Origin of the sequence: Burkholderia sp. BCC1998 (assembly GCF_905339875.1) — a bacterium.
Classification (GTDB): domain Bacteria; phylum Pseudomonadota; class Gammaproteobacteria; order Burkholderiales; family Burkholderiaceae; genus Burkholderia.
This window is the reverse complement of record NZ_CAJPHE010000016.1, coordinates 26,453-50,558: the sequence shown is the minus strand read 5'-3', so window position 1 is coordinate 50,558 and position 24,106 is coordinate 26,453. Positions and strand designations below refer to the sequence as shown.

The window sequence follows — 24,106 nt, the reverse complement described above, 5'->3', positions numbered from 1 at the left end:
ATATCGTTACGAGAATCGCTCGGTTTGCCGGCCTGCGGCGCGCTGCTAGATTGAGTGCTTTCGTGATTCGACAGGAGAGCCCGATGTCAGATACGAGCGCGACGATTCAGGACCGGCCGGCCGACGCAAGACCGCAGGTGGCCCGCGTGATCGCCGACGACGCGCAGGCGATCGCGGTTGCGCAGGCACTCGCGCAACGGCTGGCCGAAGGGGCGGCCGAGCGGGACCGCGAGCGCCGGCTGCCGCGCGACGAGATCGAATGGTTCTCGCAGTCGGGGCTGTGGGCGATCACGGTGCCGAAGGCCTACGGCGGCGCGGGCGTATCGAACGTGACGCTCACCGAAGTGATCAAGATCGTCGCGGCGGCCGATGCGTCGCTCGGGCAGTTGCCGCAGAACCACTTCGGGCTGGTCGACGTGATCGCGCTGGCCGGCACCGACGCGCAGAAGCGCCATTTCTTCGCGGAGATCCTGAGCGGCAAGCGCTTCGGCAACGGCTTCTCGGAGAAGGGCACGAAGCACGTGCTCGACCTGAAGACGCGCGTGCGGCGCGACGGCGACGACTATGTCGTCGACGGCACGAAGTTCTATTCGACCGGCGCACTGTTCGCGCATTACGTGCCGGTGCTCGGCCTCGACGATGCGCAGCAGGCATGGCTCGCCTACATTCCGCAGCCGACGCCGGGGCTGACCGTGATCGACGACTGGTCGGGCTTCGGGCAGCGCACGACCGCGAGCGGCACGGTGGTGCTGGACAGCGTGCGCGTGCCGGCTTCGCATGTGTTGCACGCGCAGCGCGTGTCGGACGAGCCGACGCTCAACGGCCCGCTGTCGCAGATCATCCAGGCGGCGATCGATGCCGGCATCGCAAAGGCCGCGATCGCCGATACGGAGACGTTCGTGCGCACGCGCACGCGGCCGTGGGTCGACAGCGGCGTCGAGCGGGCGGCCGACGATCCGTTGATCGTCCGCGAGATCGGCCGTCTGCACATCCAGCTGCATGCGGCGGAAGCGCTGCTCGAACGCGCGGCGCGCACGCTCGACGAGATCGGCGCGCGCGGCACGGTGACCGACGACGATGTCGCGCGTGCATCGGTCGCGGTCGGCGAGGCGAAGGTGCTGACGACCGAGATCGCGCTGCTCGCGGGCGAGAAGCTGTTCGAGCTGGCGGGCACGCAGTCGACGCTCGCCGAACACAATCTCGACCGGCACTGGCGCAATGCGCGCACGCACACGCTGCATGATCCGGTGCGGTGGAAGTATCACCTCGTCGGCAACTACTACCTGAACGGCGTGCGGCCGGCGCGTCACGCGTGGAATTGAATCGGGCGCGAGGCAGCGCGACAGCGCAGCGCGCGCCTTGCGCCGGCGACGCCGGCGCCGGCGCAGCGAACGAAGCGGCGTCAGGTGATCGTCGTGCGGTTGCCTGACGCGTCGGCCGGCTCCATTACTTCACGCATTACTTCACGCATTCCAGCGCGTACTTCAACCCCGACCCGAGCACTCCGCGCCACACGTCCCACGTGTGCCCGCCGTCGACGATGCGCAGTTCGGCCGGGTTCTGCGCGCGGCGCAGCTGCGTGTACAGCACGCTCGATTCGGCCTGGATCGTCAGGTCGTCGTCGCCGGCCGCGATGAACATCGGCACGCGCCAGTTGCGCGCGAAATAGCCGCGCATCAGGGCCGGGTAGTTCAGCTCGTGCCACACGCGCGGGTCGAACTGCCGGTCGCCGAACACGCCGACATAGCGCGCGGCGGAATTGAGCGGCGGCTCGTTCGCGTAGATCGCGGGGCTCAGCAGCATCGCGCCGCAGAACAGGCCCGGTTCGAGCAGCGAGAAACGCAGCGCGCCGAAGCCGCCCATCGACACGCCGCCGATCGCGCGGCCCGCACGCTGGTTCGACACCGCGAAGTGCGCTTCGACTTCCGGCAGCAGGTCGTTCAGGAACGCGCTCTGCATCTTCTCCTTGCGGTCGACGTACCAGTCGGTGCCGCCTTGCGGCATCACGATCACGACGGGCGGGATCTCGCGGCGCTCGATCAGCGTGTCGGCCGTGGCCTGCAGCCGGCCCTGCGTGATCCAGTCGTTCGCATTGCCGGCATTGCCGTGCAACAGGTACATCACGGGGTAGCGCGTGCCTTCCGGGTTGTAGCCGGGCGGCAGGTAGACCGTGTACGACCAGTCGCGCTTGAGCGACGCCGACCGGAACGCGCGCAGCACGACGCTGCTGCCCGGATTCACCGGCGGTTCCTGGGCGGCCGGCGCGACCGTTGCGGGCGGGACGATCGCGGGCGCGGACGTCGCCGGCGCAGCCGCAGGCGCGCCCGGCGTGGCGTGGGCGGTGGCGATGGAGCCGGCGATCAGGGCGACGGCGAACGGAAGGGCGAGTCGGCGCATGGCGAAGCGTTTCAGGAGAGGCGCCCGCTATCGTAGCAGCGGCGCGTGACGGCGCGGCACGTCATCGCCGCGTACGGAACGGGAACGACAGCCGCGACACCAGCGGCGCATAGAGCTTCGCGACGAGATACAGCAGGCCCATCGCGACGACGTCGGCAGCCAGGCCGAGCGGCACGTCGAGATAGCCTTCGGTCGCCTGGTAGAGCAGCGAGTCGACCGCGAGCGAGATGCCGGTGCCGGCGACGAAGCACAGCAGCCCCTGGCGGCCGATCGTGCCGATCCACGGCATCGCGTGCGCGACCTTCTTCATCCACCCGAGGTGCACGAGCTTGGCCGCGAGCCACGCGATCGCGAGGAAGTTCGCGAGCCGCAGCGCGCCGAGGTTCTGCTTGATCGACGGATCGGTCGGGAACGGCTCGACGCGCAGCCGGTAGTACGCGCCGGCCGCGACGATCGCGAGCGATACGGCCGTCAGCAGCCAGCCCTGGGGTTTCGGCGCGAGCGTCTGGTAGACGGGCTGGCAGCGCGCGATCACGCCGAGCACGAACAGGAACTGCCACGCGAACGGGTTGAAGTCCCACGGCGCGCCTTCGACGGTCGGCAAGAAGCGCGCGACGTGCGGCGCCGCGTACCAGAGCGAGCCGCTGAACGCGAGCATCAGCCACGGCTGGGTGCGCGCGAGCGGCAGCGCGAGCGGGACGAGCAGCGCGAAGAACGCATACATCGGCAGCACCGACGCGAGATACGGCTGGCGGCGGAACAGCAGGATGTCGCGCAGCGCGGCGAGCGGCTTGTGGAGCAGGCCGTCGAGATCGTTGGTCGGCATGTTCGGGCCGTCGATCGAGAACGCGTTCAGCACGGCGGTGATCAGCAGCATCAGGCCGGCCGTCACGAGGAATGCGCGGTAGATCTCGAACGCACGGCGGATGAAACGCTGGCGCGCGGCGGCCTCGTCGTGGCGCTCGGCGAGCGAGTTGTACGCGATGGCGGTCGCGAAACCGCCAAGGAACACGAACACCTCGGCCGCATCGCACAGCGCGTACGCATGCAGCGTCACGCGCGACAGGATGCTGCCGCCGATGTGATCGACGACGATCACCAGCAGCACGAGGCCGCGGAAGAAATCGAGTTCGGCGTAGCGGCCGGCCCGGGCGGCGGCGGTCATCGGGCCGCCTCCCGGCGCGCGCCGCGTGCGCGGCCGGCACCTGCCGCGCATGAATCGGGGTGAAGCATGAATTCGTGAAGAAATGACGAACGGATGCGCATTGTGCCACCGATGCGGTGCCGTCCGGGTTTACGCGGATAGCGGGCCGGCCGGCCGCTGCCGATAAGCGTGCTCATGGCATCGGAAGAACAGGGCAGTTGGACGAGCGCAACGCTTTGCTGGCCGCGCCCACGCCCCGATGGACGGGCGGTTTGCGACGTGACACCATTTTGTCCTCGCGGCCGCACACCGCGCAGTCCGCCCTGCGGGCCACTTCTATAAAACAGACCAAACAATCGCCGGGCGAATGGCCTGTCCGGCACCCGGCTCCGGAGATCCGTCATGAAGAAGCACGTCATTTTTGCCGCCGCGCTGGCCGCTTTCGCCGCGCCGGCCTTCGCGCAGGACAGCGTGACGCTGTACGGCCTGATCGACGAGGGCTTCAACTACACGAACAACGTGAGCGTGAACGGGGTCGGAAAAACGAATTACCAGCTCGCGAGCGGCTATGCGCAGGGCAGCCGCTGGGGCCTGAAGGGCAGCGAGGATCTCGGCGGCGGGCTGAAGGCGATCTTCACGCTGGAAAACGGCTTCGACGTGAACAACGGCCGGTTCAACCAGGGCGGCCGGATGTTCGGCCGCCAGGCGTTCGTCGGGCTGAGCGCGTCGCGCTTCGGCACGCTGACCTTCGGCCGCCAGTACGATGCGGTCGTCGACTATCTCGCGCCGCTCACCGCGAACGGCAACTGGGGCGGCACGCTGTTCTCGCACCCGTTCGACAACGACAACACGGACAACTCGTTCCGCGTCAACAACACGGTCAAGTACGCGAGCCCCGACTGGAACGGGCTGTCGTTCGGCGGCACCTACAGCTTCAGCAACAGCACGGGCTTCTCGACCAACCGCCAGTACAGCATCGGCGCGCAGTATTCGCTGGCCGGGCTGCAGGTCGCGGCCGCGTATCTGCAGGCGAACAGCCCGGGCGTCGGCAATGCGGGCGCGATCGCGGCCGACGACGCGAACTTCGTCGCCGACCGCCTGCGGATCTTCGGCGGCGGCATCAACTATACGTTCGGTCCGGCGACGGTCGGCTTCGTCTATACGAAGACCGACGTGAAGAACCCGGTGTCGACCGTCTACCTGCCGGCGTCGACGTTCGACGGCCTCGGGCTCACGGCGACCAGGTTCCAGAACTTCGAGATCAACGGCAAGTACCAGCTCACGCCCGATTTCTATCTCGGCGCGCAGTACGTGTATACCGACGGCAAGTTCGACGCCGCGGCCGGCTCGTTCAAGCCGAAATATCACACGGTCGGGCTGATGGCCGACTACAGCCTGTCCAAGCGCACCGACGTCTACCTGCAGGGCGCATGGCAGAAGGTCGCCGGCGACAAGACGGGCACCGCGGCCGACGGCGGCTACGTGGTCGGGACGGACGGTCCGTCGTCGTCGGCGAACCAGTTCGCGGTGCGCGCCGCGATCCGCCACAAGTTCTGATGCGCTTGACCGGCCGGCACCCGGGGTGGGCTGCCCTGGTGCCGGCCGTCGTCATTGCGCCCGGTGCGCGTCGTCGAGCGTGTGCGCGAGCCAGTCGACGAAGATCCGCACGCGCGGCGCCAGATGCCGGCCGTTCGGAAACACGACCGACACCGGCAGCGGCGCCGCATGCCATTCCGGCAGCACCTCGACCAGCGAGCCGTCTTCCAGCAGCGGCGCAAGCCCGTCGCGCGGCGCCTGGATCAGCCCGAGGCCCGCGAGGCAGCACGCGAGATACGCGTGCGAGCTGTTCACCGCGACCACGCTGCGCATCTTCACGGTCTGCAGCGCGCCGGAATCCATGTCCGCATATTCCCAGTCCAGCTCGCGGCCCGTGCGGCTCGAGAAATAGCCGACCGCGACGTGGTCGGGCAGATCGTCCGGCGAGCGCGGCGTGCCGTATCGCGCAAGATACGCGGGCGACGCGCAGTTGATCTGCGCCATCTCGCCGACGCGCCGCGCGACCAGCGACGTGTCGGACAGCACGCCGACCCGCACCGCGCAGTCGATCCCGTCGGCGACGAGATCGACGAAGCGGTCGGTCGTGCTCAGCACGACGCGCAGGTCGGGATAGCGTGCGTGGAAATCCGGCAGCGCCGGAATCACCTTGTCCAGTGCAAAGCGCTCGGGGAGGTCGACGCGGATCAGGCCGCGCGGCGACGCACCGGCTTCGTCGAACAGCGTCTCGGCGTCGTCCAGGTCGGCCAGCAGCCGCGTGCAGCGCTCGTAGTAGGTCGCGCCTTCCGCGGTCAGCGCGACGCGCCGCGTCGTCCGCTGCAACAGGCGCACCTTCAGGTGCTTCTCCAGGTACTGGACGGCATTGCTGACGGTCGGGCGCGGCAATTGCAACTGCTCGGCGGCTTTCGTGAAGCTGCCAAGGTGGGCGACGCGCGCAAAGATGCGCATTGCATGCAGATGGTCCATGCGGGGCGGAAACGTGGCGGATCGGGACAGGCTCCATTGTTAATCAGCGTCGAATGATTTGGTTGGGCGTTTCGCGTTTATCGCGCGCCGCGTTACGCCCAGAATCCGGTTCATTCACTCACCACCGCGAGGAAACGGACATGGACAAGCGTCAACTGGGCCGCACGGGCCCGCAGGTATCGGCGATCGGGCTCGGCTGCATGGGGATGTCGGATCTCTACGGGCCGGCGGATCGCGACGAAAGCATCGCGACGCTGCACGCGGCGCTCGACAACGGGATCACGCTGCTCGATACCGGCGACTTCTACGGGATGGGCGACAACGAGATGCTGATCCGCGACGCGCTGCGCGGCCAGGTGCTGATCAGCGTGAAGTTCGGCGCGCTGCGCGATCCGGCCGGCGCGTTCGTCGGCTACGACGCGCGGCCGCAGGCGATCCGTAATTTCGTCGCGTATTCGCTGAAGCGGCTCGGCACCGACCACATCGACATCTACCGGCCGGCGCGCGTCGATCCGGCGGTGCCGATCGAAGAGACGGTCGGAGCGATCGCCGATCTCGTGAAGGCCGGCTACGTGCGCCACATCGGCCTGTCGGAGGTCGGTGCCGACACGATCCGCCGCGCGGCGACCGTCGCGCCGATCGCCGACCTGCAGATCGAATACTCGCTGCTGTCGCGCGGGATCGAGACGGACATCCTGCCGGTGTGCCGCGAACTCGGGATCGGCGTGACGGCCTACGGCGTGCTGTCGCGCGGGCTGCTCGGCGGCGGCTGGAGTGCGGCGCGGCAGGGCGAGCGCGATTTCCGCGCGGCCAGCCCGCGGTTCCAGGGCGAGAACCTCGCGCACAACCTCGCGCTGGTCGACGCGCTGCGCGCGATCGCCGACGAGAAGGGCAGCAACCCGGCGCAGATCGCGATCGCGTGGGCGCTGTCGCGCGGCGACGACATCGTGCCGCTGATCGGCGCACGCAAGCGCACGCAACTCCAGGACGCGCTTCAGGCATCTAAATTGCAACTAACGGTCGATGATCTCGCCCGCATCGAAACGGCGGTGCCCGCCGGGGCGGCTGCCGGCGAGCGTTATCCGGCCGCGCAGATGGCTCACCTCGACAGCGAGCAGGGACGGGGGCCGGCGCACGGTGCCTGAACGGCGCGCATGGTGGGGCGACGGGGCAACGGGGCAACGGGGCGATGAGGCGATGAGGCGATGAGGCGATGGGTGGCGGGGTAGCGGGGTGACAGGCCCCGCCGGGCGGGCCCGAGCCAGCCTCAGGCAAAGCCAGATGGCCGACGGCGTGACGGTGGTTCACCATCGGCGCCGTATTCAACCGGACCGAACCCCCGCCATGCAAACGCATACGCTGACGATCATCGTGCTGGTCTTTCTGCTCGCCGGCGCGGTCAAGGGCATGATCGGCCTCGGCCTGCCGACGATCGCGATGGGGCTGCTGACGCTCGCGATGCCGCCGTCGGCCGCCGCGAGCCTGCTGCTCGTGCCGTCGTTCATCACCAACGTGTGGCAGTTGTGGCTCGGCCCGTCGTTCGGGCCATTGCTGCGGCGTTTGTGGCCGCTGCTCGCCGGGCTGACGCTCGGCACGCTGACGGGCGGGCTGCCCGCGCTCGCGGCCGGCAGCGCGTGGACCCGTGCGGCACTCGGCATCGTGCTGGTCGCGTACGGCGGCTGGGGGCTCGCCGCCGCGCGGCTGCCCGCGCCGGGCCGTCACGAAAAGTGGCTGTCGGCCGCGGTCGGCTACCTGACGGGCGTCGTGACGGCCGCGACCGGCGTGTTCGTCGTGCCGGCCGTGCCGTACCTGCAGGCGCTGCGCCTGTCGAAGGACGACCTGATCCAGGCGCTCGGGTTGTCGTTTACCGCGTCGACGATCACGCTCGGCGTGCAGTTGCGCGTGACGGGCGCGCTGCAGACGGTCGATCTCGGCGTATCGGCGCTCGCGCTCGTGCCGGCGCTCGCGGGGATGATCGGCGGGCAGTACGCGCGGCGCGTGATGAGCGAGAAGGCGTTCAAGCGCTGCTTCTTCGTCGGGATGATCGCGCTCGGCGCCTATATGGCGGTTTCGGCGTGGCGGTGAGCGGGCATTGCCGACACGCGCGATGCGCGCCCGGCGTTAATGCCCCGAAGCCGGTTTCGAAAGCCGGCTTCGAGGACGCTCACGGAACGGCGGCCATGCCGCTCAGGCCGGGTCGGCGTATTTCAGCGTCCACCCAAACGTGCGGGTAGCGCCCGCACCGAGCGCGAACGGACTGGTCTTGCATGCGAAGTTCGAATGCAGCTGGCCGACCGGCGTCGTCGACAGCGGGTTCGTCGCGCCGTTGGCCGTGTCGAAGGCGGACAGCGCGCAGGTGTCGAACCCGGACGCCGCATAGCCGGTCGCGGCGCTGTTCGCGTAAGTCACCGACACGCCGTCGCCGTTGGCCTGCGTCGACGCGAAATCCGCGAACGACGTGAAGTCCGTCTCGACCGCGAGGTTGCCCGTGAGCGTGCCTGAACTCAGCGTATCGCTGCGCGAGACGGTGCCGTGCGCGAACGTCAGCACCGTATGCACCTGCAGGTCGAGATCCGTCGTGTATGCCGCGTTCTTCGATGCGAGACGGAACTTCGTCGTATCGAACGACACGATCACCTGGCCGTTGCTTTGCTGCACGTTCAGGTTCTTGTAGTACGTGACGGGAATGTACGTCTTTGCGTTGTACGTCACCTGCGGCACCAACAGCGCATAGCCGAGATCGGTCGTGCCGTAGATCAGCTTGTCCGAGAACGGCACCGGGTAGTACGGCGTGTACGAGTTGTAGTCGGGCGCCTGGCTCAGGTTCAGGTTGATCACGCGCCGGCCGTCGCGCACGGTGAGCAGCGCGGCGCTGTACGGATGGGCGGCATCGGTCGGCTGGTTGTACCAGGTCAGCGTGTAGCGCGGCAGCGCGTCGAGCCATGCGCCGTAGTCCGCATCGGCCATCGGCGCCTTCCCGCCGAAGCCGAGCTTGTTCCACCATGCGTTCACATACAGGTACTGATGCAGCAGGCTGAAGTTCTCGCCCATCACGCGCGGCTTGCCGCGATAGGCGTCGGTGCCGCGACCCTTGACCCACATGTTCACCGACGGCGTCGGCAGCGACGGGTCGTACCAGTACGTGTCGAAACGATGCGCGGCCTGGTAGATGAACGCATACGCGACCTGCTTCTCCTGGTCGGTCAGCACGCCGGCGTTGGCGGCGGCCGTCAGCACTTCCATGAACGCGGAATCGCCGTACGGGCCGATCGAGCGGCCGTAGTTGAAGCCCTGGCCGTTGGCGTTCAGCTGCGGCAGGATCAGGTCGACCGACTTGCGCAGATAGCCCTTCAGTTCGGGTGTGAGATTCGCCACGTTGTCCATCTCGAACGTGCGCTCGACCACTTCACCGATCAGCAGCGTGCTGTAGCGGTCGAAGCGCGCCTGGTCGTAGTAGGTCGTGTGCGTGTTCGACGCTTCGTCGGAGAACCCGCCCGACGAATCCCTGCGGATGTGGTTCGTCAGTGTGTACAGCAGCGCATCGCGCGCACCCATCGTCGCGACGGCCGGATCGGTCGCCGACGAGAACGACGGATTGCTCCAGCCGAGTTTTTGCCGCAGGCCGGCGATTCCGTAGGACACCGCATAGTAGTTCTGCGCGGTGTTGAGCGACGCGATGTCGATCGGCGTGCCGGCGGCCGGGCAGGTGCTGGTCTTGCCGCTCGCATCGGGGCCGAACATGTCGCAGAAGGTGAGCCGTTGCTGCAGCGTCGCGAGCATCGCGTCGCTGAAGACTTCGTTGAGCATGCCGTGCGCCTTCAGGTTGTTCAGCGCGACGAGGTAGTAGTACTCGCCCCATGACGTGTTCGCATACGTGTAGTTGCTGCCCGACTGCGCCATCATCGCGGTCGTGATCGTTTGGTACGTCGCGAGGTAGCTCGCGTATTGCGGATCGCCCTTCGACTTCATGTCGATCAGGATGTACGACAGGCCGAGCGCGAGCTTGCCGGGCAGGAATTTGTCGCCGGTGTTCGTGTCGAGCACGTGAACCGGCGAACCGTCGCCGAGATCCATGACGACCTGCGTGAAGTCGGGCGACTTCCGGATCAGGTCGAACAGCGCGCGCATCTGGCCCATCATCGTGGCCGGTATGGTCGTGCCGGCCGGCACGCTGGTGTCGGGTGCGCCGTAGACGAGCGCCTGCAGCGAGTTCGGTGCGAGCGCGGGTGTCGACGACGGGGGCGACGACGGCGGCGGGGCGGTCACGTCGTTGCCGCCGCATGCGCTGACGAACAGGACGGAAAAGGCGCTGAGCGCGGCGCCGAGCGCGAATCTGCTGCGCGTATGCATTGTGTCTCCAGGTTCGAATGGTAATGAAGGGCGGGCGGGTTCAACCGTTGCCGCGCTCGACGCCCGACCCGGCCTCCGTCTCGCAACCCTGATCCCTGTGGACGGACGGCTTGAATCACTACTCGAGCAGGCAAGCGTTCTCCCTGCGCGAGCCGTGGCCGCCGTCGCGCCGATATGGAAGGAAAACGTTTTCCAAATTTAGGCTTCGATTGATTCGATGTCAACGCGCTTTCGCGCCGGATGCGCCGGTGAAAACCCGAATGGCCAAAGCGCGAGGTGCGATGAAGGGGGCGTATTCACGTAGAAATTTCCGCGATTTCTGTTTTTTTCGCTGCGGCGCGGCGTGAATATCTCGGCAGTGACAGCGGTGGCGGAAAGCTACCCGTGCCGTGCGTTTTTCGGTGAGATTTGATGGAAAACGTTACCCTTAAGAATCAAATCGAATCAGGCCGGGTATCGGCTCGTCGATCCCGTCTGGCGGCCGTCCCGCGCCGTGCTAAAGCTGCGCTTCGATCGCGGCCTTGTCGATCACCGACCACACCTGCCGGATCCTTCCGTCGTGAAATTCGTAGAACACGTTCTCGGCGAACGTGACGCGCGTGCCGTCGACGGCGAGCCCCATGAAGATCCCTTTCGGCGCACAGGCGAAGCGCAGCCGGCATGCGATGCGCGGCGGTTCGCACACGAGCAGCCGGACCTCGAAATGGAGATCCGGAATGTCGCGGAAATCCTGCTCCAGCATCGCGCGATAGCCGGCCAGGCCGAGCGGCCGGTCGTTGTGGATCACGTTGTCGGCGACGTACCGGCCGAGCGCCGGCCAGTCCTGCCGGTTCAGGCAGTCGATGTAGGCGCGATAGTGCATCGCGAGTTCGGGGCCGGTCATGGCTGCGATGTCTCCTCGGGTATCGCCACGCTGCTGCGGCGCGCGCGACGTTCAGTGTGGCGGCATGTCGCCCGACAGATACGACACGAACGCCTGCGTGTATTTCGGCAGCGCATCGAACGAGCGCGCGCAGAGCGTCAGCTTGCGGTGGCTCCACGCATCGGACAGCTCGACGAGCCGCACGTCCATCGTCTGCATCGCGCGTTCGGCCGCATGGCGCGACACGATGCCGATCCCCACGCCGCTTGCGATCACGCGGCAGATCGCATCGAAACTCTTCAGTTGCACACGGTAGCGGATCCGCTTGCCGAGCGCACGCGCCTGGTCCGCCAGATGGACCTGCAGCGCGCTGCCGTCGGTCAGCCCGATGAAGTCCGCGTCGGCGATCTCGTCGAACGCGACCTTGTCGCGCGCGGCGAGCGGATGACCGGCCGGCACGACCGCGATCAGCCAGTCCTCTCTGAACGGCTTCTGTTCGAGCCCGCCGAGCCCGACCGAGTCGGCGACGATGCCGACCTCGGCCGTCCTGTTGCGGATCGCATGCACGATGTCCTGGCTCGAGCGCTCCTCGACGCTGATCGACAGTTTCGGGTGAAGCGGCAGATACGCGGCGAGCGCGTCGGGCAGGTATTCGCTCAGCGACGCCGTGTTGCACAGCAGCCGGATATGCCCGCGCAGCCCCTGGCCGTATTGCTGCAGCTCGCCGCGCATGTGGTCGATCTGCTGCAGCACCGTGCGCGCGTGGTGCTCGAGCGCGCGGCCGGCGTCGGTTACCTGCGCGCCCGACTTGGTCCGGTGCAGCAGCGGCACGCCGAGCTCGTCCTCCATCCCGCGGATTCGCTCGCTGGCGGCCTGCAGCGTGATGTGGGTGCGCTCGGCGCCGCCCGTGATCGTGCCGGCCTCGCAGATGTTCAGGAAGAGCCGCAGGTCGGTCAGGTCGAAGCGCATGATCGGTGGGGGCGCGTAAGGATGGGTATGGCCGATAAGTTAGCAGGAACCGCCGCACCGGTCTCAGGCTGGGCCTGAGACCCGGTTCGCCGGTTCCGCATTTTCGGGGGCGGGATCGATGCCGGATCATGGCCGCATATCAACCGGGGGAGACTGTCATGCGGGTCGATTCGTCGTGGGGCGTGTCGTTCAAGATCGCGCTGCACGTGCTGTTCCTCTGCATCGGCATCGCGTGGGCCTGCGCGGAGCTGGTCGACTGGCTGCGTTGAGCGGGCGGGCGGTGCGGGCCGCATTGGCTCGCCGGCGCGCTCACGCGCGCAATGAAAGCTTTTCGAAATAATCGGTGCATCGCGAAATTTCTTCCGAATCGCCCGTCCAATACCGTCAAGTTTTTCCGAATCCGACCGTATTCCCGGTAACAAGTGTTTGCCGGCACCCGGTTCGTGATCGTTTGTCATCATTGTTTGCATCCGGTTACACGTCGGCCGTTCCGTTTTTGAGATGCTTGAAAGATTGTCAAACCGGAGTCGATCGTCCATGAAACAGCGCGAGATTTGCCGCAAGTCGGCGTGGCTGTCCGGCCTGGCCGCGGTGCTCGTCATGGCCGGTTGCGCCAGTACGCCGTCCGTCCCGCCGAGCGATACGCTGGCGGGCTCGACGTCGGGCCAGCCCGCCGCCGCGCCGGCGGCGCCCATTCTCGTCGCGCAGAAGTACGTGGTGAAACGCGGCGACACGCTGTCGGGCATCGCGTCCGCCAACGACTGCAGCGTCGCCGACCTGCGGACCTGGAACAAGCTCAACGGGCGCGGCGCGCTGCGCATGGGGCAGGTGCTGCGCATCGTCCGGCAGCAGTCGCTGCAGGCGCCGGCCAGCGCGCAAGCGGCCGCACCGGCCGCCGCGAGCAATGCGGCGGGCGCCGCGCAGGCGAGCGCATCGACGGCGAGCGACCGGCAGGTCGTGAAGGAAACCCGGCGCCATGCGGGCGCGGTGGCGCTCAGATGGCCCGCGCAGGGCAAGATCGTCGATGCGTTCAAGCCGGGGCAGAACCGCGGCATCCAGATCGCCGGCCGGCCGGGCGACCCGGTTCGCGCGGCCGCCGACGGCCGCGTGATGTACGCGGGCACCGGCCTGAACGATTACGGCACCTTGATCATCGTCCAGCACAACGCCGATTTCCTCACGGCCTATGCGCACAACCGCAAGCTGCTCGTGAAGACCGGCGACATCGTGCGCCAGGGCGACGAGATCGCCGAAATGGGCGACCTCGACAACGCGCGTGTCGCGCTGCTGTTCGAAGTGCGACGTGACGGCAAGCCCGTCAATCCGATGCCGTACCTGCCTTCGTCGCAAGGCTGACGCGAGCGGCGCGCGCTGCTACGCTAGGGTCTGTTCATGTGAGTCCCGCCGCATGCGGGGCCGACGGACGTCTTCGGGCATGCGCGGCGAATGCCGTCGCGAGCCGGCCGTCGGCGTGAACACGCGCGCATCGCCGATGCGCGCGTGCGTTGCTCCGTGCCACCGTTTCCGACCGAACAGCCTTCATCCATGGAACACTCTCCGACACGCCGCTCGCTGTTGCTCGCCGCCGTCGCCGCGCCGTTCGTCGCCGCCTGCTCGTCGGCACCCGTCGCCGACCAGGGGCGCGCCCACGTCGCCCAGGCCGAGCTCGCCGCGCTCGAAAAAGCGTCGAACGGCCGGCTCGGCGTCGCCGCACTCGATACGTCGAACGGCACGCGCATCGCGCATCACGCGCGCGAGCGCTTCCCGCTGTGCGGCACCTATGCGGTCGTCGCTGCCGCCGCGATACTCGCGCGCGGTTCGCTCGACGCATCGCTGCTGCCGCGCCGCATCCTGTACCGCCGCTACGAGGTCGTGGCCGGGTCGCCGGTGACGGAAAGCCATGTGGATACGGGGATGACGATCGCGCAGCTCTGCACCGCGCTGCTGCAGTCGGGCGACAAGGGTGCGGGGAACCTGTTGATGGGCGTGCTCGGCGGCCCGCAGGCCGTCACGTCGTTCGCGCATGAAAGCGGCGACACCGCGTTCCGGCTCGACCGCTGGGAACCCGAACTGAACCAGGCCGCGCCCGGCGACGAGCGCGATACGTCGACGCCGGTCGCGATGGTCGACATGCTGCAGCGGCTGCTGCTCGGCGACACGCTGCGCGAGCCGCAGCGTGCGCAGCTCACCGAATGGATGACCGGCGGCGCGACCGGGATCGCGGCCGGCGTGCCGCCCGGCTGGCGCAGTGCCGGCAAAACCGGCACCGGCGGCTACGGCACGACGACCGACGTCGCGGTGCTGTGGCCGCCGTCGCGCGCGCCGATCGTGCTGGCGGTGTCGTTCACGCAGCCGCGTGCCGACGCGGCGGCACGCGCGGACGTTGTCGCGTCGGCGGCGCGTATTGCGGCGGGTGCGCTCGTTCCCACCGCTTGAGCGCGGCGGCACGCGCGGACGTCGTCGCGTCGGCGGCGCGCATCGCAGCGGGTGCGCTTGTTCCCACCGTCTGAGCGCGGCGGCACGAGCGGACGTTGTCGCGTCGGCGGCGCGCATCGCAGCGGGTGCGCTCGTTCCACCGTCTGAGCGCGGCGGCACGAGCGGACGTCGTCGCGTCGGCGTCACGCATCGCGGCGGGCGCGCTAGTTCCTACGACCTGAGCGCCCGGCGCACCTCGCGTAAAGCCCGCGTTTGGCTTATCGTGTCGATCAGCGCGCGCCGATGTCGACGCGCGGTCCTGCCGCGCCGTCGTTCGGCGCGGTCGATCCGCGATCCGCGGTCCGTTCACCCGCCTTACCCGCTTCGTCATGCGCCGACTTCCGCCCCTGCACGCGCTGCAGATCTTCTCGACCGTGGCTCGCCACCGCAGCTTCACGCGCGCGGCCGAGCAGCTGTGCCTCACGCAGGGCGCGGTGAGCCGGCAGATCCTGACACTCGAGGCGCACTACGGCTTTCCGTTGTTCAAGCGGCACGCGAAGGGCCTCACGCTGACGGCGGAGGGCGAGCAATTGCTGCCGGTCGTCAACGAGAGCTTCGCGCGGATCGAGGACATCTCGATGAAGCTCACGCGGCAGCGCACCGATCTCGCGCTGAAGGTGCCGACCTGCGTGATGCGCTGGATGCTGCCGCGCATCATGCGCTTCCAGGGCGAGCATCCCGATCTCCACGTGCAGATCACGACCGCGTGGCAGCACGTCGTCGATTTCTCGACCGAGCCGTTCGATGCGGCGGTCGTTTATGGCACGTCGCCGGGCGCGGGCGTGTTCGCGCTGCCGCTGTTCGACGAGCGGCTGACGCCGGTGTGCGCACCCGAGCTGCGGCACGCGACGCCGCTCGATGAGGTCGGCGATCTCGCGCGCCATACGCTGCTGCATCCGACGCGCGACCATCGCGACTGGCGCGCGTGGCTCGATTACGCAGGCGAGCGCGCCGTCGACGCGGAGCGCGGCCCGACCTTCGACACGCTCGATCTCGCGACGAATGCGGCGATGCAGGGCTTCGGCGTCGCGATCGGCGACGTGACGCTCGTCGACGACGACGTCAGCGCGCGCCGGCTCGAACGGCCGTTCGACATCGTGCTCGAGACCGGCGCCCGCTATTTCTTCGTCTATCCCGAGAGCATCGGCAGCCAGCAGAAGATTCGCGCGTTCAGCGACTGGATCGCCAGCCATCGCGACTGACGCGCCACGCGACGCCGGCGGCGCATGTTGCTTACTGATAGGTGACGACGGCGATCATCGGCGCATGCGCGTTGCCCGGACGGTCCGGTAAAACGATTGCGCGCGACGCCTGCGTAAAGGTCGTGGTCTTGATCGTGCGCAGGCTGGCCGCGTCGACGAACGCGACTTGTCCGGTCACCGGGCGCGGGCAGTCGGCGCGCACGTGCGCATGTGCGGTGTCGGCGGTGTCGAGCGCGAACGAGCACGGCGGCTCGACGATCATACCGGTGAAGTGGATGATGCCGGACGTGCCGGCGGCAAATGACGAGGACGAGGCCAGAAGCGCGGCAGCCAGGGCAAACGAGGCGGCAAACAGGCGATGCTTCATGACAGGCTCCAGAGAGGAAGCGCGTCGCAGCGGGGCCGCTCGAATGGCAGTCCGTCAACGCCGCGGTGCTGTATGCGTAAACGGCAAATCCATCGGACCTCTTGAATGAAAAGACGGAAATAACGGCAATAAGCAAATGACGCCGTATTCCTTCAATCAATTTATCTCAAATTTGTGCGGCCGCAAGTCAGGGTATTGCCGGTGGCGTACGCTTGCGGAAGGGGCGTCAATGGATGCGGCGTTTGCCGGTAAATCGTTGAGGATTCAACGATTCACGGGTGGCGCGAATTGAGGTATGCAAAAAGAAAACGGCCGCTCGTGCGAACGAGCGGCCGTTGTGCATCGATGCGGCGGTCAGCCCGCGCGCTTGCGCACCGCGCCGACGATCACGAGCAGCACGATCGCGCCGATGATCGACGCGATCCAGCCGGCGCCCTGGCCCGGCGCATACCAGCCGGCAGCGCGGCCGACGTAGCCCGCGACGAGCGAGCCGACGATGCCGAGCACGATGGTCATCAGGATACCCATCTTGTCGTCGCCGGGCTTGAGCGCACGGGCGAGGAGGCCGACGATGAGCCCGACCACCAGGGTTTCGATGAATTGCAGCATGAACGCCTCCCTATAGCTGTTGAGCTGTTGACGAAAGGACATGGACCCGCGCGGCGCGCGAGGGTTCCATTCGGCGGCGCGTCGGCGCACTAGCGCACCGACGCACGGGGTGCCGAGTATCGCACGCCCGCGCGTCGCGCACATGTCAGGCGACCGGATCGAGCCGGCGGTACCCTTCGGTCGCGCGCAGCAGCGTGCGCGTGTAGTCGCGTGCGACCTGCCCGGCGCGCACGTCCTCGATCCGCAGCTGTTCGACGATCTCGCCATGCTGCATCACCGCGACGCGCTGGCACAGGAAGCCGATCACCGCGAGGTTGTGGCTGACGAGGATCATCGTCAGGTTGCGTTCGCGATGCAGGCGGCGCAGCAGGTTCAGGATCTCTGCCTGCACCGACACGTCGAGCGCGGAGGTCGGCTCGTCGAGCAGCAGCACGCGCGGCTCGACGATCAGCGCGCGCGCGATCGCGACACGCTGGCGCTGGCCGCCCGACAGCTGGTGCGGATAGCGGAAGCGGAACGCCGGGCCGAGCCCGACTTCGGACAGCGCGCGGGCGATGCGCGCGTCGGCGTCGTCGATCCCGTGGATCGACAGCGGCTCGCGCAGCGTCTGGTCGACCGTGAAGCGCGGATGCAGCGACGCGTACGGATCCTGGAACACCATCTGCACGTGGCGGCGGAATGCGCGGTCGGTCGTGCCGCCGACGGGCCGGCCGTCGATCGACAGGCTGCCGCCCGCGAGCGGCACGAGGCCGGTCAGCGCACGCAGCAGCGTCGACTTGCCGGAGCCCGATTCGCCGACGAGGCCGAACACTTCGCCGTCGCGCACCGCGAAGCTCGCATCGCGCACGGCGTCGACATGGCCCGTGCGGGTCGGAAAACGGATCGAGGCGTGATCGACGTCGATCATCGGGCGGACTCCTGTTGTGCCGTCGCGGCGCTTGCGGGCGAAACGGTATCGAGCCACGCCGGATCGCGCCGCAGCACCGGCAGTTCATCGGGCGGGTTCGCGAGCGGCGGGTTCGCCGCGAGCAGCCCGCGTGTGTAGGGATGCGTGGCGTTGCGCAGGTCGCGCGCGGCGCAGGTTTCGACGACGCGGCCCGCATACATCACCGCGACGCGATCGCAGAACGACATCACGAGCGGCAGATCGTGGCTGATGAACATCAGCCCCGTGCCGTGCCGCGCGATCATCGCGTCGAGCACCGCGAGCACCTGCATCGATACCGCGACGTCGAGCGCGGAGGTCGGTTCGTCGGCGATCAACAGACGCGGGCCGGTCGACACCATCATCGCGATCATCACGCGCTGGCCCATGCCGCCCGACAGCTCGTGCGGATACGCATCGGCGACGCGCGCCGGATCGCGGATCTGCACGGCCGCGAGCGCATCGACGATCCGTTCGCGCAGCGCGCGGCCGCGCAGCCCCGGCTCATGCAGCCGGAATGCTTCGCCCATCTGCTTCGCGACGGTCATCACCGGGTTCAGCGAATACTTCGGATCCTGCAGGATCATCCCCATCTGGCTGCCGCACAGGCGCCGGCGTTCGCTCGCCGACATCGCGAGCAGATCGTGGCCCGCGAAGCGCATCGTGCGGGCCGACCAGCGCGCGGCTTCGGGCAGCAGGCCGAGCAGCGCGCGGCCCGTCAGCGATTTGCCGGAGCCCGATTCGCCGACGATGCCGAGCCGTTCGCCGGGCGCGAGCGTCAGCGACAGGTCGCGCACCGCGTCGGACACGACGCCGTCGTGTCCGCGAAACCCGATCTTCAGGCCGTCGATCTCGCAGAGCGGCGCGGCGACGTTGACGGAATTCAGTGGCATGTCACGCTCCATGACGCGGATCGAAGACGTCGCGCAGCCCGTCGCCGAGCAGGTTGAACGCGAGGCTGACGAGCAGGATCGCCGCGCCGGGCAGCGTCGCGACCCACCACGCGTCGAGCAGCACGTTGCGGCCGGACGCGACCATGAAGCCCCATTCGGGGCTCGGCGGCTGCGCGCCGAGGCCGAGGAAGCCGAGGCCCGCGACGGTCAGGATGATGCCGGCCATGTCGAGCGTCGCTCGCACGATCACCGACGACATGCACAGCGGCACGATGTAGCGCAGCAGGATCCGCGGGCCCGATGCGCCTTGCAGGCGCGCCGCATGGATGTAGTCGGCCTGCGCGATGCGGATCGTCTCCGCGCGCGCGAGCCGCGCATAGGCGGGCCACGCGGTGATCGAGATCGCGACGACCGCGTTGACCACGCCGGGCCCGAGCGCGGCCGCGAACGCGAGCGCGAGCACGATCTTCGGGAACGCGAGCGCGATGTCGGTGATGCGCATCAGCACGCTGTCGACGAAACCGCCGCAATAGCCGGCCGTCGTGCCGATCGCGAGGCCGATCGGCACGACGATCACGACCACGAGCAGCGCGATGCCGAGCGTGAGGCGCGAGCCGTCGATCAGCCGCGAGAGGATGTCGCGGCCGAGCTGGTCGGTGCCGAGCCAGTGCGACGGCGAGCCGGGCGGCAGCAGGCGGTCGGGCAGCACCTGGCGCAGCGGATCGTGCGGCATGATCAGCGGGCCGACGATCGCGACGACGATCAGCGCGACCAGGATTGCGAGCCCGAACAGGTTGAGCGGATTGGCGGCGAAGCGGCGCCAGCGGCGATACGCAAGGCCGAACGCGGCCTGCGCGCGCGACGCGGGCGCATCGGAAAGCAGCCACGCGCGCAGCGTGAGACGCTCGGCATTCATGATCGGGACACCTTCGGCATGGACGGGAAAGGAAGCAGGGCGGCAGCAGTCATGTCGCGGCAGCCCTCAGCGCGCACGCGGATCGAACACGCGGTACAGCGCGTCGGTCAGCAGGTTGACGGTGATGAACATCGCGCCGATCACGAGCGTCGCGCCGAGCACCGCGTTCATGTCGGCGTTCAGCAGTGCACCCGTCAGGTACGAGCCGAGCCCGGGCCACGCGAACACGATCTCCGTCAGCACCGAGCCTTCGAGCAGGTTGCTGTACGTGAGCGCGATCACGGTCAGGAGCGGCACCGCGATGTTCCCGAACGCGTGCCGCCAGATCACGCGGCGCTCGGACAAGCCTTTCGCGCGCGCGGTGACGATGTATTCCTGGCTCAGCTGGTCGAGCATGAACGAGCGCGTCATCCGGCTCAGGTACGCGACCGAGTAGTAGCCGAGGATCGCGGCCGGCAGCGCGATGTGCGACACCGCGTTGCGGAACACGTCCCACTCGCCCGCGAGCACTGCGTCGATCAGCAGGCTGCCCGTGCGCGGGTCGACCATCCCGTCGTACACCGGGTCGAGCCGGCCGGGGCCGCCGACCCAGTGCAGCCGTGCATAGAACAGCAGCAGCCCCATCAGCCCGAGCCAGAACACCGGCACCGAATTGCCGATCAGGCCGACGAAGCGCGCGACGTGGTCGATCGGCCGGTTGTGCTTCACCGCGGCCGCGACGCCGAGCGGCACGCCGATCGCGATGCCGATCAGCGTCGCGATCGTCGCGAGTTCGAGCGTCGCGGGGAACACGCGCCTGATGTCGTCGAGCACCGGGTTCGACGTCAGCAGCGACATGCCGAGATCGCCGTGCAGCACGTCGCGCGCGTAGATCAGGAACTGCGTGACGAGCGGCTTGTCGAGGCCCAGCGCGAGGCGTTCGGCCGCGTACGCCTCGGCCGACGCGCGATCGCCGAGGATCGCGAGCACGGGATCGATCGGCACCTTGCGGCCGATCACGAACGTCAGCGCGAGCAGCCCCGCGAACGTGACGGCGAGCGTGAGCGCCCAGCGCAGCACGCGCAGCGCCCAGCGTACGGCCGGGCGGCGCGCGGGCAGCGTGCGCAGTGCTTCGAGGGAGGAGGCGGGAGTCGACATGCGGCGAATCTTATTGCTTCTTCAGGTTACGGTACGACACGAGATCGTTGATCGGTCCGACTTCGAGCCCGCTCACGCCGGGCCGCGTCGCGACCTGGGCGACCTTCTCGAACATGATCACGAACGGCGAGCGCGCGAGCAGGTCCTTCTGCATCGCCTGATACCGTTGCGCGCGTTGCGCGGCGGTCGGCTCGGCGAGCGCGGCGTCGGTCTCCTTCGTCAGTTGCGGAATGTCCCAGCTGTTGCGCCAGGCCAGCATTTTATAGCTCGACTTGTCCGAGTTGTCGGGGTTCCATGCGAAACCCTGCGCATTGCTGTGCGGGTCGATGTAGTCGGCCGACCATTCGCCGATATAGATGTCGTGCTGGCGCGCACGGTATTTCGCGAGCGTCTGCTTGTTGTCGCCGGGAATCAGCTGCACCTTGACGCCCGCCTGCGCGAAGTTCGCCTGCACGGCCTGCGCGATCTCCGTATACGGATAGTCGTTGCGCACGTCCATCGTCACCGAGAAGCCGTTCGGTACGCCGGCCTTCGCAAGCAGCGCCTTCGCCTTCGCGACGTCGAGCTTGTACGGGTTCGCCTTCAGCGTGCCGAGGAAGCCTTCGGGCAGGAAGGTCTGGTGTACCTTGTAAGTGGTCTTCACGACGTTGGTCTGGATACCGGAATAATCGACCAGCCACTTCAGCGCTTCCTGCACGTCGGGCTTCGCGAGCGTCGGGTTCTTCGTGTTCAGGCCGAGATAGAGCAGCGTCGCCTGCGGCGAGGCCATGACCTTCGCCTTGCCGGATTTCACGACCGACGCGAGATCGTCGGGGCTCAGGTCGCGCGCCGCGTCGACGTCGCCGTTTTCCAGCAGCAGGCGCTGGCTCGCCGCTTCGGGCACGTGGCGCAGCACGATGCGCTTCATCGCGAGCGGCAGCCGGTAGCCGTCGAAGCGCTGCAGCACGATGCTGTCGCCGGCCGCCCACTTGACCAGCTTGTATGCGCCGGAGCCGGCCTCGTTGGTCTTCAGCCATGCGTTGCCGAAGTCGTCGCCCTGCTGGTGCGACAGCAGCAGCTTCCTGTCGAGCACCGACGCGGGCCACGCGCCGAGCACGTTCAGCACGAAGGTCGGCGCGTATTTGTGGTCGGTCGTGATCGACACCGTCTGGTCGTCGAGTTTCTTCACGTTCGCGACGACGTTCGCCTTCGTGAGGCCGATGCCGGTCAGCACGGCGGCCGGGCCCTTGTCGAGCAGCACCGCGCGCTGGATCGACCAGGCGACGTCGTCGGCCGTCAGCGGGTTGCCCGAGTGGAACTTGAGGCCCGGGCGCAGCTTGAACGTATAGGTCAGCCCGTCGGGGCTCACCGTCCACGACTGCGCGACGTCGCCGTTGAATTTCGACGGATCGCGCAGGTCGACGCGCACGAGCCGGTCGTACGTGTTCGCGACGTATTCCTCCGGCACCAGCTCGTAGATCTCGCCGGGATCGAGCGTCGTGAATTCGTCGAGCAGCGTGGCCATCACGAACATGTCCTTCGGCGTTTCCGCGCGTGCGGCGGCAAGCGGAACGGCGGCGAGCACGGACGCGGCGGCCAGCGCCGCGACGAGCCGGGAGGTCAGGGGCTTCATGTGCGTTTCTCCATGTGTCGTTGAAGTCGTTGAACGTGAACGGTGAAGGGAACGTGCAGCGTCGTTACATCAGGCGCCACGGGCCGCTCGCGTCGTTGTCGATCTGCGGCAACGCATGCGAACCGGGCAGCTCGTAGTGCCACCACTCGCTGTCGATATGCGCGAAGCCGGCCGCGTGCATCACGCCGAGCAGCAGCAGCCGGTTGCGTTGCACGGCTTCGGGCAGCCCCGCGTGGAAGTGGCCCGACGCGGCCACCATCTCGTCGAAGCCGGTGCCCATGTCGAGCACCTCGCCGTTCGCGTCGACGAGTGTCAGGTCGAGCGCGGTGCCGCGGCTGTGGTTCGAGCCGCGGCCGAGATCGGCGACGAAGTTCGGGTCGGGCAGGAAATCCCACAGCACCTGCTGCGCCTGCGGCGGCCGGTACGCATCGTAGACGCGCAGCGTGAAGCCGGCCTGCGCGGCGACGTCGACCGCGCGGCGCAGCGCGGCTTCGGCGGGCTCGAGCAGCAGGCAGTGCGCGCGGCGGTAGATCGCCTTGCCGGTCAGGTTGCGCTCGGTCGCGTAGACGAGATCGATCTCGACGCGATGCGTGGCGGGTGTGATTTCGACGAGGCGGGGAGGGTTCATCGGCGGTCGGGGCGCTCAGGATTCGAATTGGTCGAACGTGCGCTGCAGTTCGCGGTTGCGCGCGACGCGCCGGTCGATCGCGGGGCCGAGGCGGTCGACCACGGCGGTGATCAGCAGGTTGAACAGGCAGGTGAGCGGCGCGAGCGAATCCCAGAACTGGCCGACGTCGGTCTTCACCTGCAGCAGGTCGGCCGGCCATTCACGTGCCCACGGGCAATAGAGATCGGTGACCAGCGCGAACGGCTGGCCGCGCTCGGCGGCCGCCTGGCAATAGCGGCGCGCGCTGCGCGAATAGGCACGCGTATCGGTGACGATGCAGTACGGCCGCTCGAATTCGGAGTTCAGCGAATCGACGTACGAGCCCGACTGGCCGTCGGAATAGAACACGCGAGGGCGCAGGTATTCGAGATAGCTGCTGAACGCATTGCTGATGCCGCGGGTCGACTGGATGCCGAGGATGAACACGGCGTCGGCATGCGCGATCCGGTCCGCGACCTGCGCGAACACGGGTTCTTCCGCGAGCCGGTAGACGTGGCGGATCGCGTCGAGTTCGCGATCGAGCGACGATGCCAGCGTGCCGTCGCTGCGGGTGCCGTCGCCGTCGCTCACGTGTGTGCCGGCGGTGCGGCGATATTCGTCGAGGCGATCGGTGATCATCCACGGGCGATCGCTGCCGCCGCGCAGTTCGCGTTTCAGATCGTCGAGGTTCCGGTAGCCGATGCTGCGCAGGAAGCGCCCGACCGAGATGCCGCTGGTGCCGGCCTGCTGCGCGATCTGGTCGGCGGTTTCGAGCCCGAGACGGTCGAGATTCGCGAGCATGTAGCTCGCGATGCGCTTCGCGGTCGGCGTCAGCTCGGCAAAGCGGGATTCGACGGTATGGGCGAACGCGCAGGTCATCGGTATGTTAGATATTTGTCATCGGCTGATTCAGTGTCATCCATCTAACAAAACCAAAATCATTCGCGCCAGCGGATAAAAACTATGGCTTAGCGGAGGATGATAGGGTCGGGTACGCGTCCCCGACGGCAATGTCGCGATGCGTAACCACACAGATTATTTCTGACAGAGATATTTTGCGTTTATGTCTGTCAGAGATATAC

At 67.8% G+C, this 24,106-nt stretch carries 22 protein-coding genes; 7 read left to right on the top strand and 15 right to left on the bottom strand.

Translation table 11 applies throughout. From position 1 onward, the window contains the following. Positions 1–83 precede the first annotated feature (83 nt). Positions 84–1,322 carry an SfnB family sulfur acquisition oxidoreductase gene (locus U5A56_RS24870; protein ID WP_321925023.1) on the top strand — a complete coding sequence of 413 codons (1,239 nt, stop codon included), beginning with the start codon at positions 84–86 and terminating at the stop codon, positions 1,320–1,322. Between the two features lie 136 nt (positions 1,323–1,458). On the opposite strand, the gene U5A56_RS24865 is transcribed toward U5A56_RS24870, so the two are convergent. Both U5A56_RS24865 and U5A56_RS24860 read right to left on the bottom strand, forming a co-directional pair. Beyond that, on the bottom strand, positions 1,459–2,397 hold the full coding sequence (locus tag U5A56_RS24865; protein WP_321925021.1) for an alpha/beta hydrolase: 939 nt from the start codon (positions 2,395–2,397) through the stop codon (positions 1,459–1,461). Between the two features lie 61 nt (positions 2,398–2,458). Continuing rightward, positions 2,459–3,562: an OpgC domain-containing protein gene (locus tag U5A56_RS24860; protein WP_044843341.1), complete on the bottom strand. Its 1,104-nt coding sequence runs from the start codon at positions 3,560–3,562 to the stop codon at positions 2,459–2,461. A gap of 381 nt (positions 3,563–3,943) precedes the next feature. On the opposite strand from U5A56_RS24860, the gene U5A56_RS24855 reads away from it, so the two are divergent. Then, complete coding sequence (locus tag U5A56_RS24855) at positions 3,944–5,098, top strand: porin (RefSeq protein ID WP_044843230.1); 1,155 nt, start codon at positions 3,944–3,946, stop codon at positions 5,096–5,098. A 51-nt stretch (positions 5,099–5,149) separates the two neighbouring features. Here U5A56_RS24855 and U5A56_RS24850 read toward each other — a convergent pair whose 3' ends face one another. Continuing rightward, a complete protein-coding gene (locus tag U5A56_RS24850) occupies positions 5,150–6,061 on the bottom strand; it encodes a LysR family transcriptional regulator (protein WP_044843231.1) in 912 nt (303 codons plus the stop codon). A 140-nt stretch (positions 6,062–6,201) separates the two neighbouring features. Here U5A56_RS24850 and U5A56_RS24845 point away from each other — a divergent pair, with 140 nt between their 5' ends. Both U5A56_RS24845 and U5A56_RS24840 read left to right on the top strand, forming a co-directional pair. After that, on the top strand, positions 6,202–7,206 hold the full coding sequence (locus U5A56_RS24845) for an aldo/keto reductase (protein WP_321925018.1): 1,005 nt from the start codon (positions 6,202–6,204) through the stop codon (positions 7,204–7,206). Positions 7,207–7,405: 199 nt separating this feature from the next. Then, on the top strand, positions 7,406–8,146 hold the full coding sequence (locus U5A56_RS24840) for a sulfite exporter TauE/SafE family protein (protein WP_321925015.1): 741 nt from the start codon (positions 7,406–7,408) through the stop codon (positions 8,144–8,146). Between the two features lie 102 nt (positions 8,147–8,248). Here the strand turns inward: U5A56_RS24840 and U5A56_RS24835 are convergent, their stop codons facing one another. From U5A56_RS24835 to U5A56_RS24825, 3 genes are all read right to left on the bottom strand, one after another. Continuing rightward, positions 8,249–10,411 (bottom strand): hypothetical protein, encoded by a 2,163-nt coding sequence (locus tag U5A56_RS24835; RefSeq protein ID WP_321925013.1) that lies wholly within the window; start codon positions 10,409–10,411, stop codon positions 8,249–8,251. Positions 10,412–10,907: 496 nt separating this feature from the next. Continuing rightward, a complete protein-coding gene (locus U5A56_RS24830; RefSeq protein WP_321925011.1) occupies positions 10,908–11,294 on the bottom strand; it encodes an ester cyclase in 387 nt (128 codons plus the stop codon). 51 nt (positions 11,295–11,345) lie between these two features. After that, positions 11,346–12,242, bottom strand: a complete 897-nt coding sequence (locus U5A56_RS24825; protein ID WP_321925009.1) for a LysR family transcriptional regulator — start codon at positions 12,240–12,242, stop codon at positions 11,346–11,348. 537 nt (positions 12,243–12,779) lie between these two features. Here U5A56_RS24825 and U5A56_RS24820 point away from each other — a divergent pair. The 3 genes from U5A56_RS24820 (at position 12,780) to U5A56_RS24810 (ending at position 15,919) form a co-directional block, all read left to right on the top strand. Beyond that, a complete protein-coding gene (locus U5A56_RS24820) occupies positions 12,780–13,598 on the top strand; it encodes a peptidoglycan DD-metalloendopeptidase family protein (protein ID WP_321925007.1) in 819 nt (272 codons plus the stop codon). A gap of 189 nt (positions 13,599–13,787) precedes the next feature. Next, positions 13,788–14,678 (top strand): class A beta-lactamase, encoded by an 891-nt coding sequence (gene bla / locus U5A56_RS24815; protein WP_124488122.1) that lies wholly within the window; start codon positions 13,788–13,790, stop codon positions 14,676–14,678. A gap of 368 nt (positions 14,679–15,046) precedes the next feature. Then, positions 15,047–15,919, top strand: a complete 873-nt coding sequence (locus U5A56_RS24810; protein WP_321925005.1) for a LysR substrate-binding domain-containing protein — start codon at positions 15,047–15,049, stop codon at positions 15,917–15,919. Between the two features lie 31 nt (positions 15,920–15,950). Here the strand turns inward: U5A56_RS24810 and U5A56_RS24805 are convergent, their stop codons facing one another. The 9 genes from U5A56_RS24805 to sapR form a co-directional block, all read right to left on the bottom strand. Continuing rightward, positions 15,951–16,286, bottom strand: a complete 336-nt coding sequence (locus tag U5A56_RS24805) for a type 1 fimbrial protein (RefSeq protein WP_321800445.1) — start codon at positions 16,284–16,286, stop codon at positions 15,951–15,953. A gap of 354 nt (positions 16,287–16,640) precedes the next feature. After that, positions 16,641–16,895, bottom strand: a complete 255-nt coding sequence (locus tag U5A56_RS24800) for a GlsB/YeaQ/YmgE family stress response membrane protein (RefSeq protein ID WP_044843241.1) — start codon at positions 16,893–16,895, stop codon at positions 16,641–16,643. Between the two features lie 145 nt (positions 16,896–17,040). Next, entirely contained in the window at positions 17,041–17,802 is a 762-nt protein-coding gene (locus U5A56_RS24795; RefSeq protein ID WP_321925003.1) for an ABC transporter ATP-binding protein, read from the bottom strand. Further along, positions 17,799–18,713 (bottom strand): ABC transporter ATP-binding protein, encoded by a 915-nt coding sequence (locus U5A56_RS24790; protein WP_321925001.1) that lies wholly within the window; start codon positions 18,711–18,713, stop codon positions 17,799–17,801. Before U5A56_RS24790 ends, U5A56_RS24795 begins: the two co-directional genes overlap by 4 nt. A 1-nt stretch (position 18,714) precedes the next feature. Next, the gene (gene nikC, locus U5A56_RS24785; RefSeq protein WP_321924999.1) at positions 18,715–19,629 is read right to left on the bottom strand and encodes a nickel transporter permease; all 915 of its coding nucleotides are present in this window, start codon (positions 19,627–19,629) and stop codon (positions 18,715–18,717) included. A gap of 66 nt (positions 19,630–19,695) precedes the next feature. Next, entirely contained in the window at positions 19,696–20,766 is a 1,071-nt protein-coding gene (locus U5A56_RS24780) for an ABC transporter permease (protein WP_321924997.1), read from the bottom strand. A gap of 10 nt (positions 20,767–20,776) precedes the next feature. Next, positions 20,777–22,378 carry an ABC transporter substrate-binding protein gene (locus U5A56_RS24775; protein ID WP_321811658.1) on the bottom strand — a complete coding sequence of 534 codons (1,602 nt, stop codon included), beginning with the start codon at positions 22,376–22,378 and terminating at the stop codon, positions 20,777–20,779. A 64-nt stretch (positions 22,379–22,442) separates the two neighbouring features. Beyond that, positions 22,443–23,006, bottom strand: coding sequence for a D-alanyl-D-alanine dipeptidase (ddpX, locus tag U5A56_RS24770; RefSeq protein ID WP_044843247.1), 564 nt, complete (start codon positions 23,004–23,006; stop codon positions 22,443–22,445). Positions 23,007–23,021: 15 nt separating this feature from the next. Next, positions 23,022–23,903, bottom strand: a complete 882-nt coding sequence (gene sapR, locus U5A56_RS24765; protein WP_321924994.1) for a sap1 transcriptional regulator SapR — start codon at positions 23,901–23,903, stop codon at positions 23,022–23,024. Positions 23,904–24,106 lie beyond the last annotated feature (203 nt).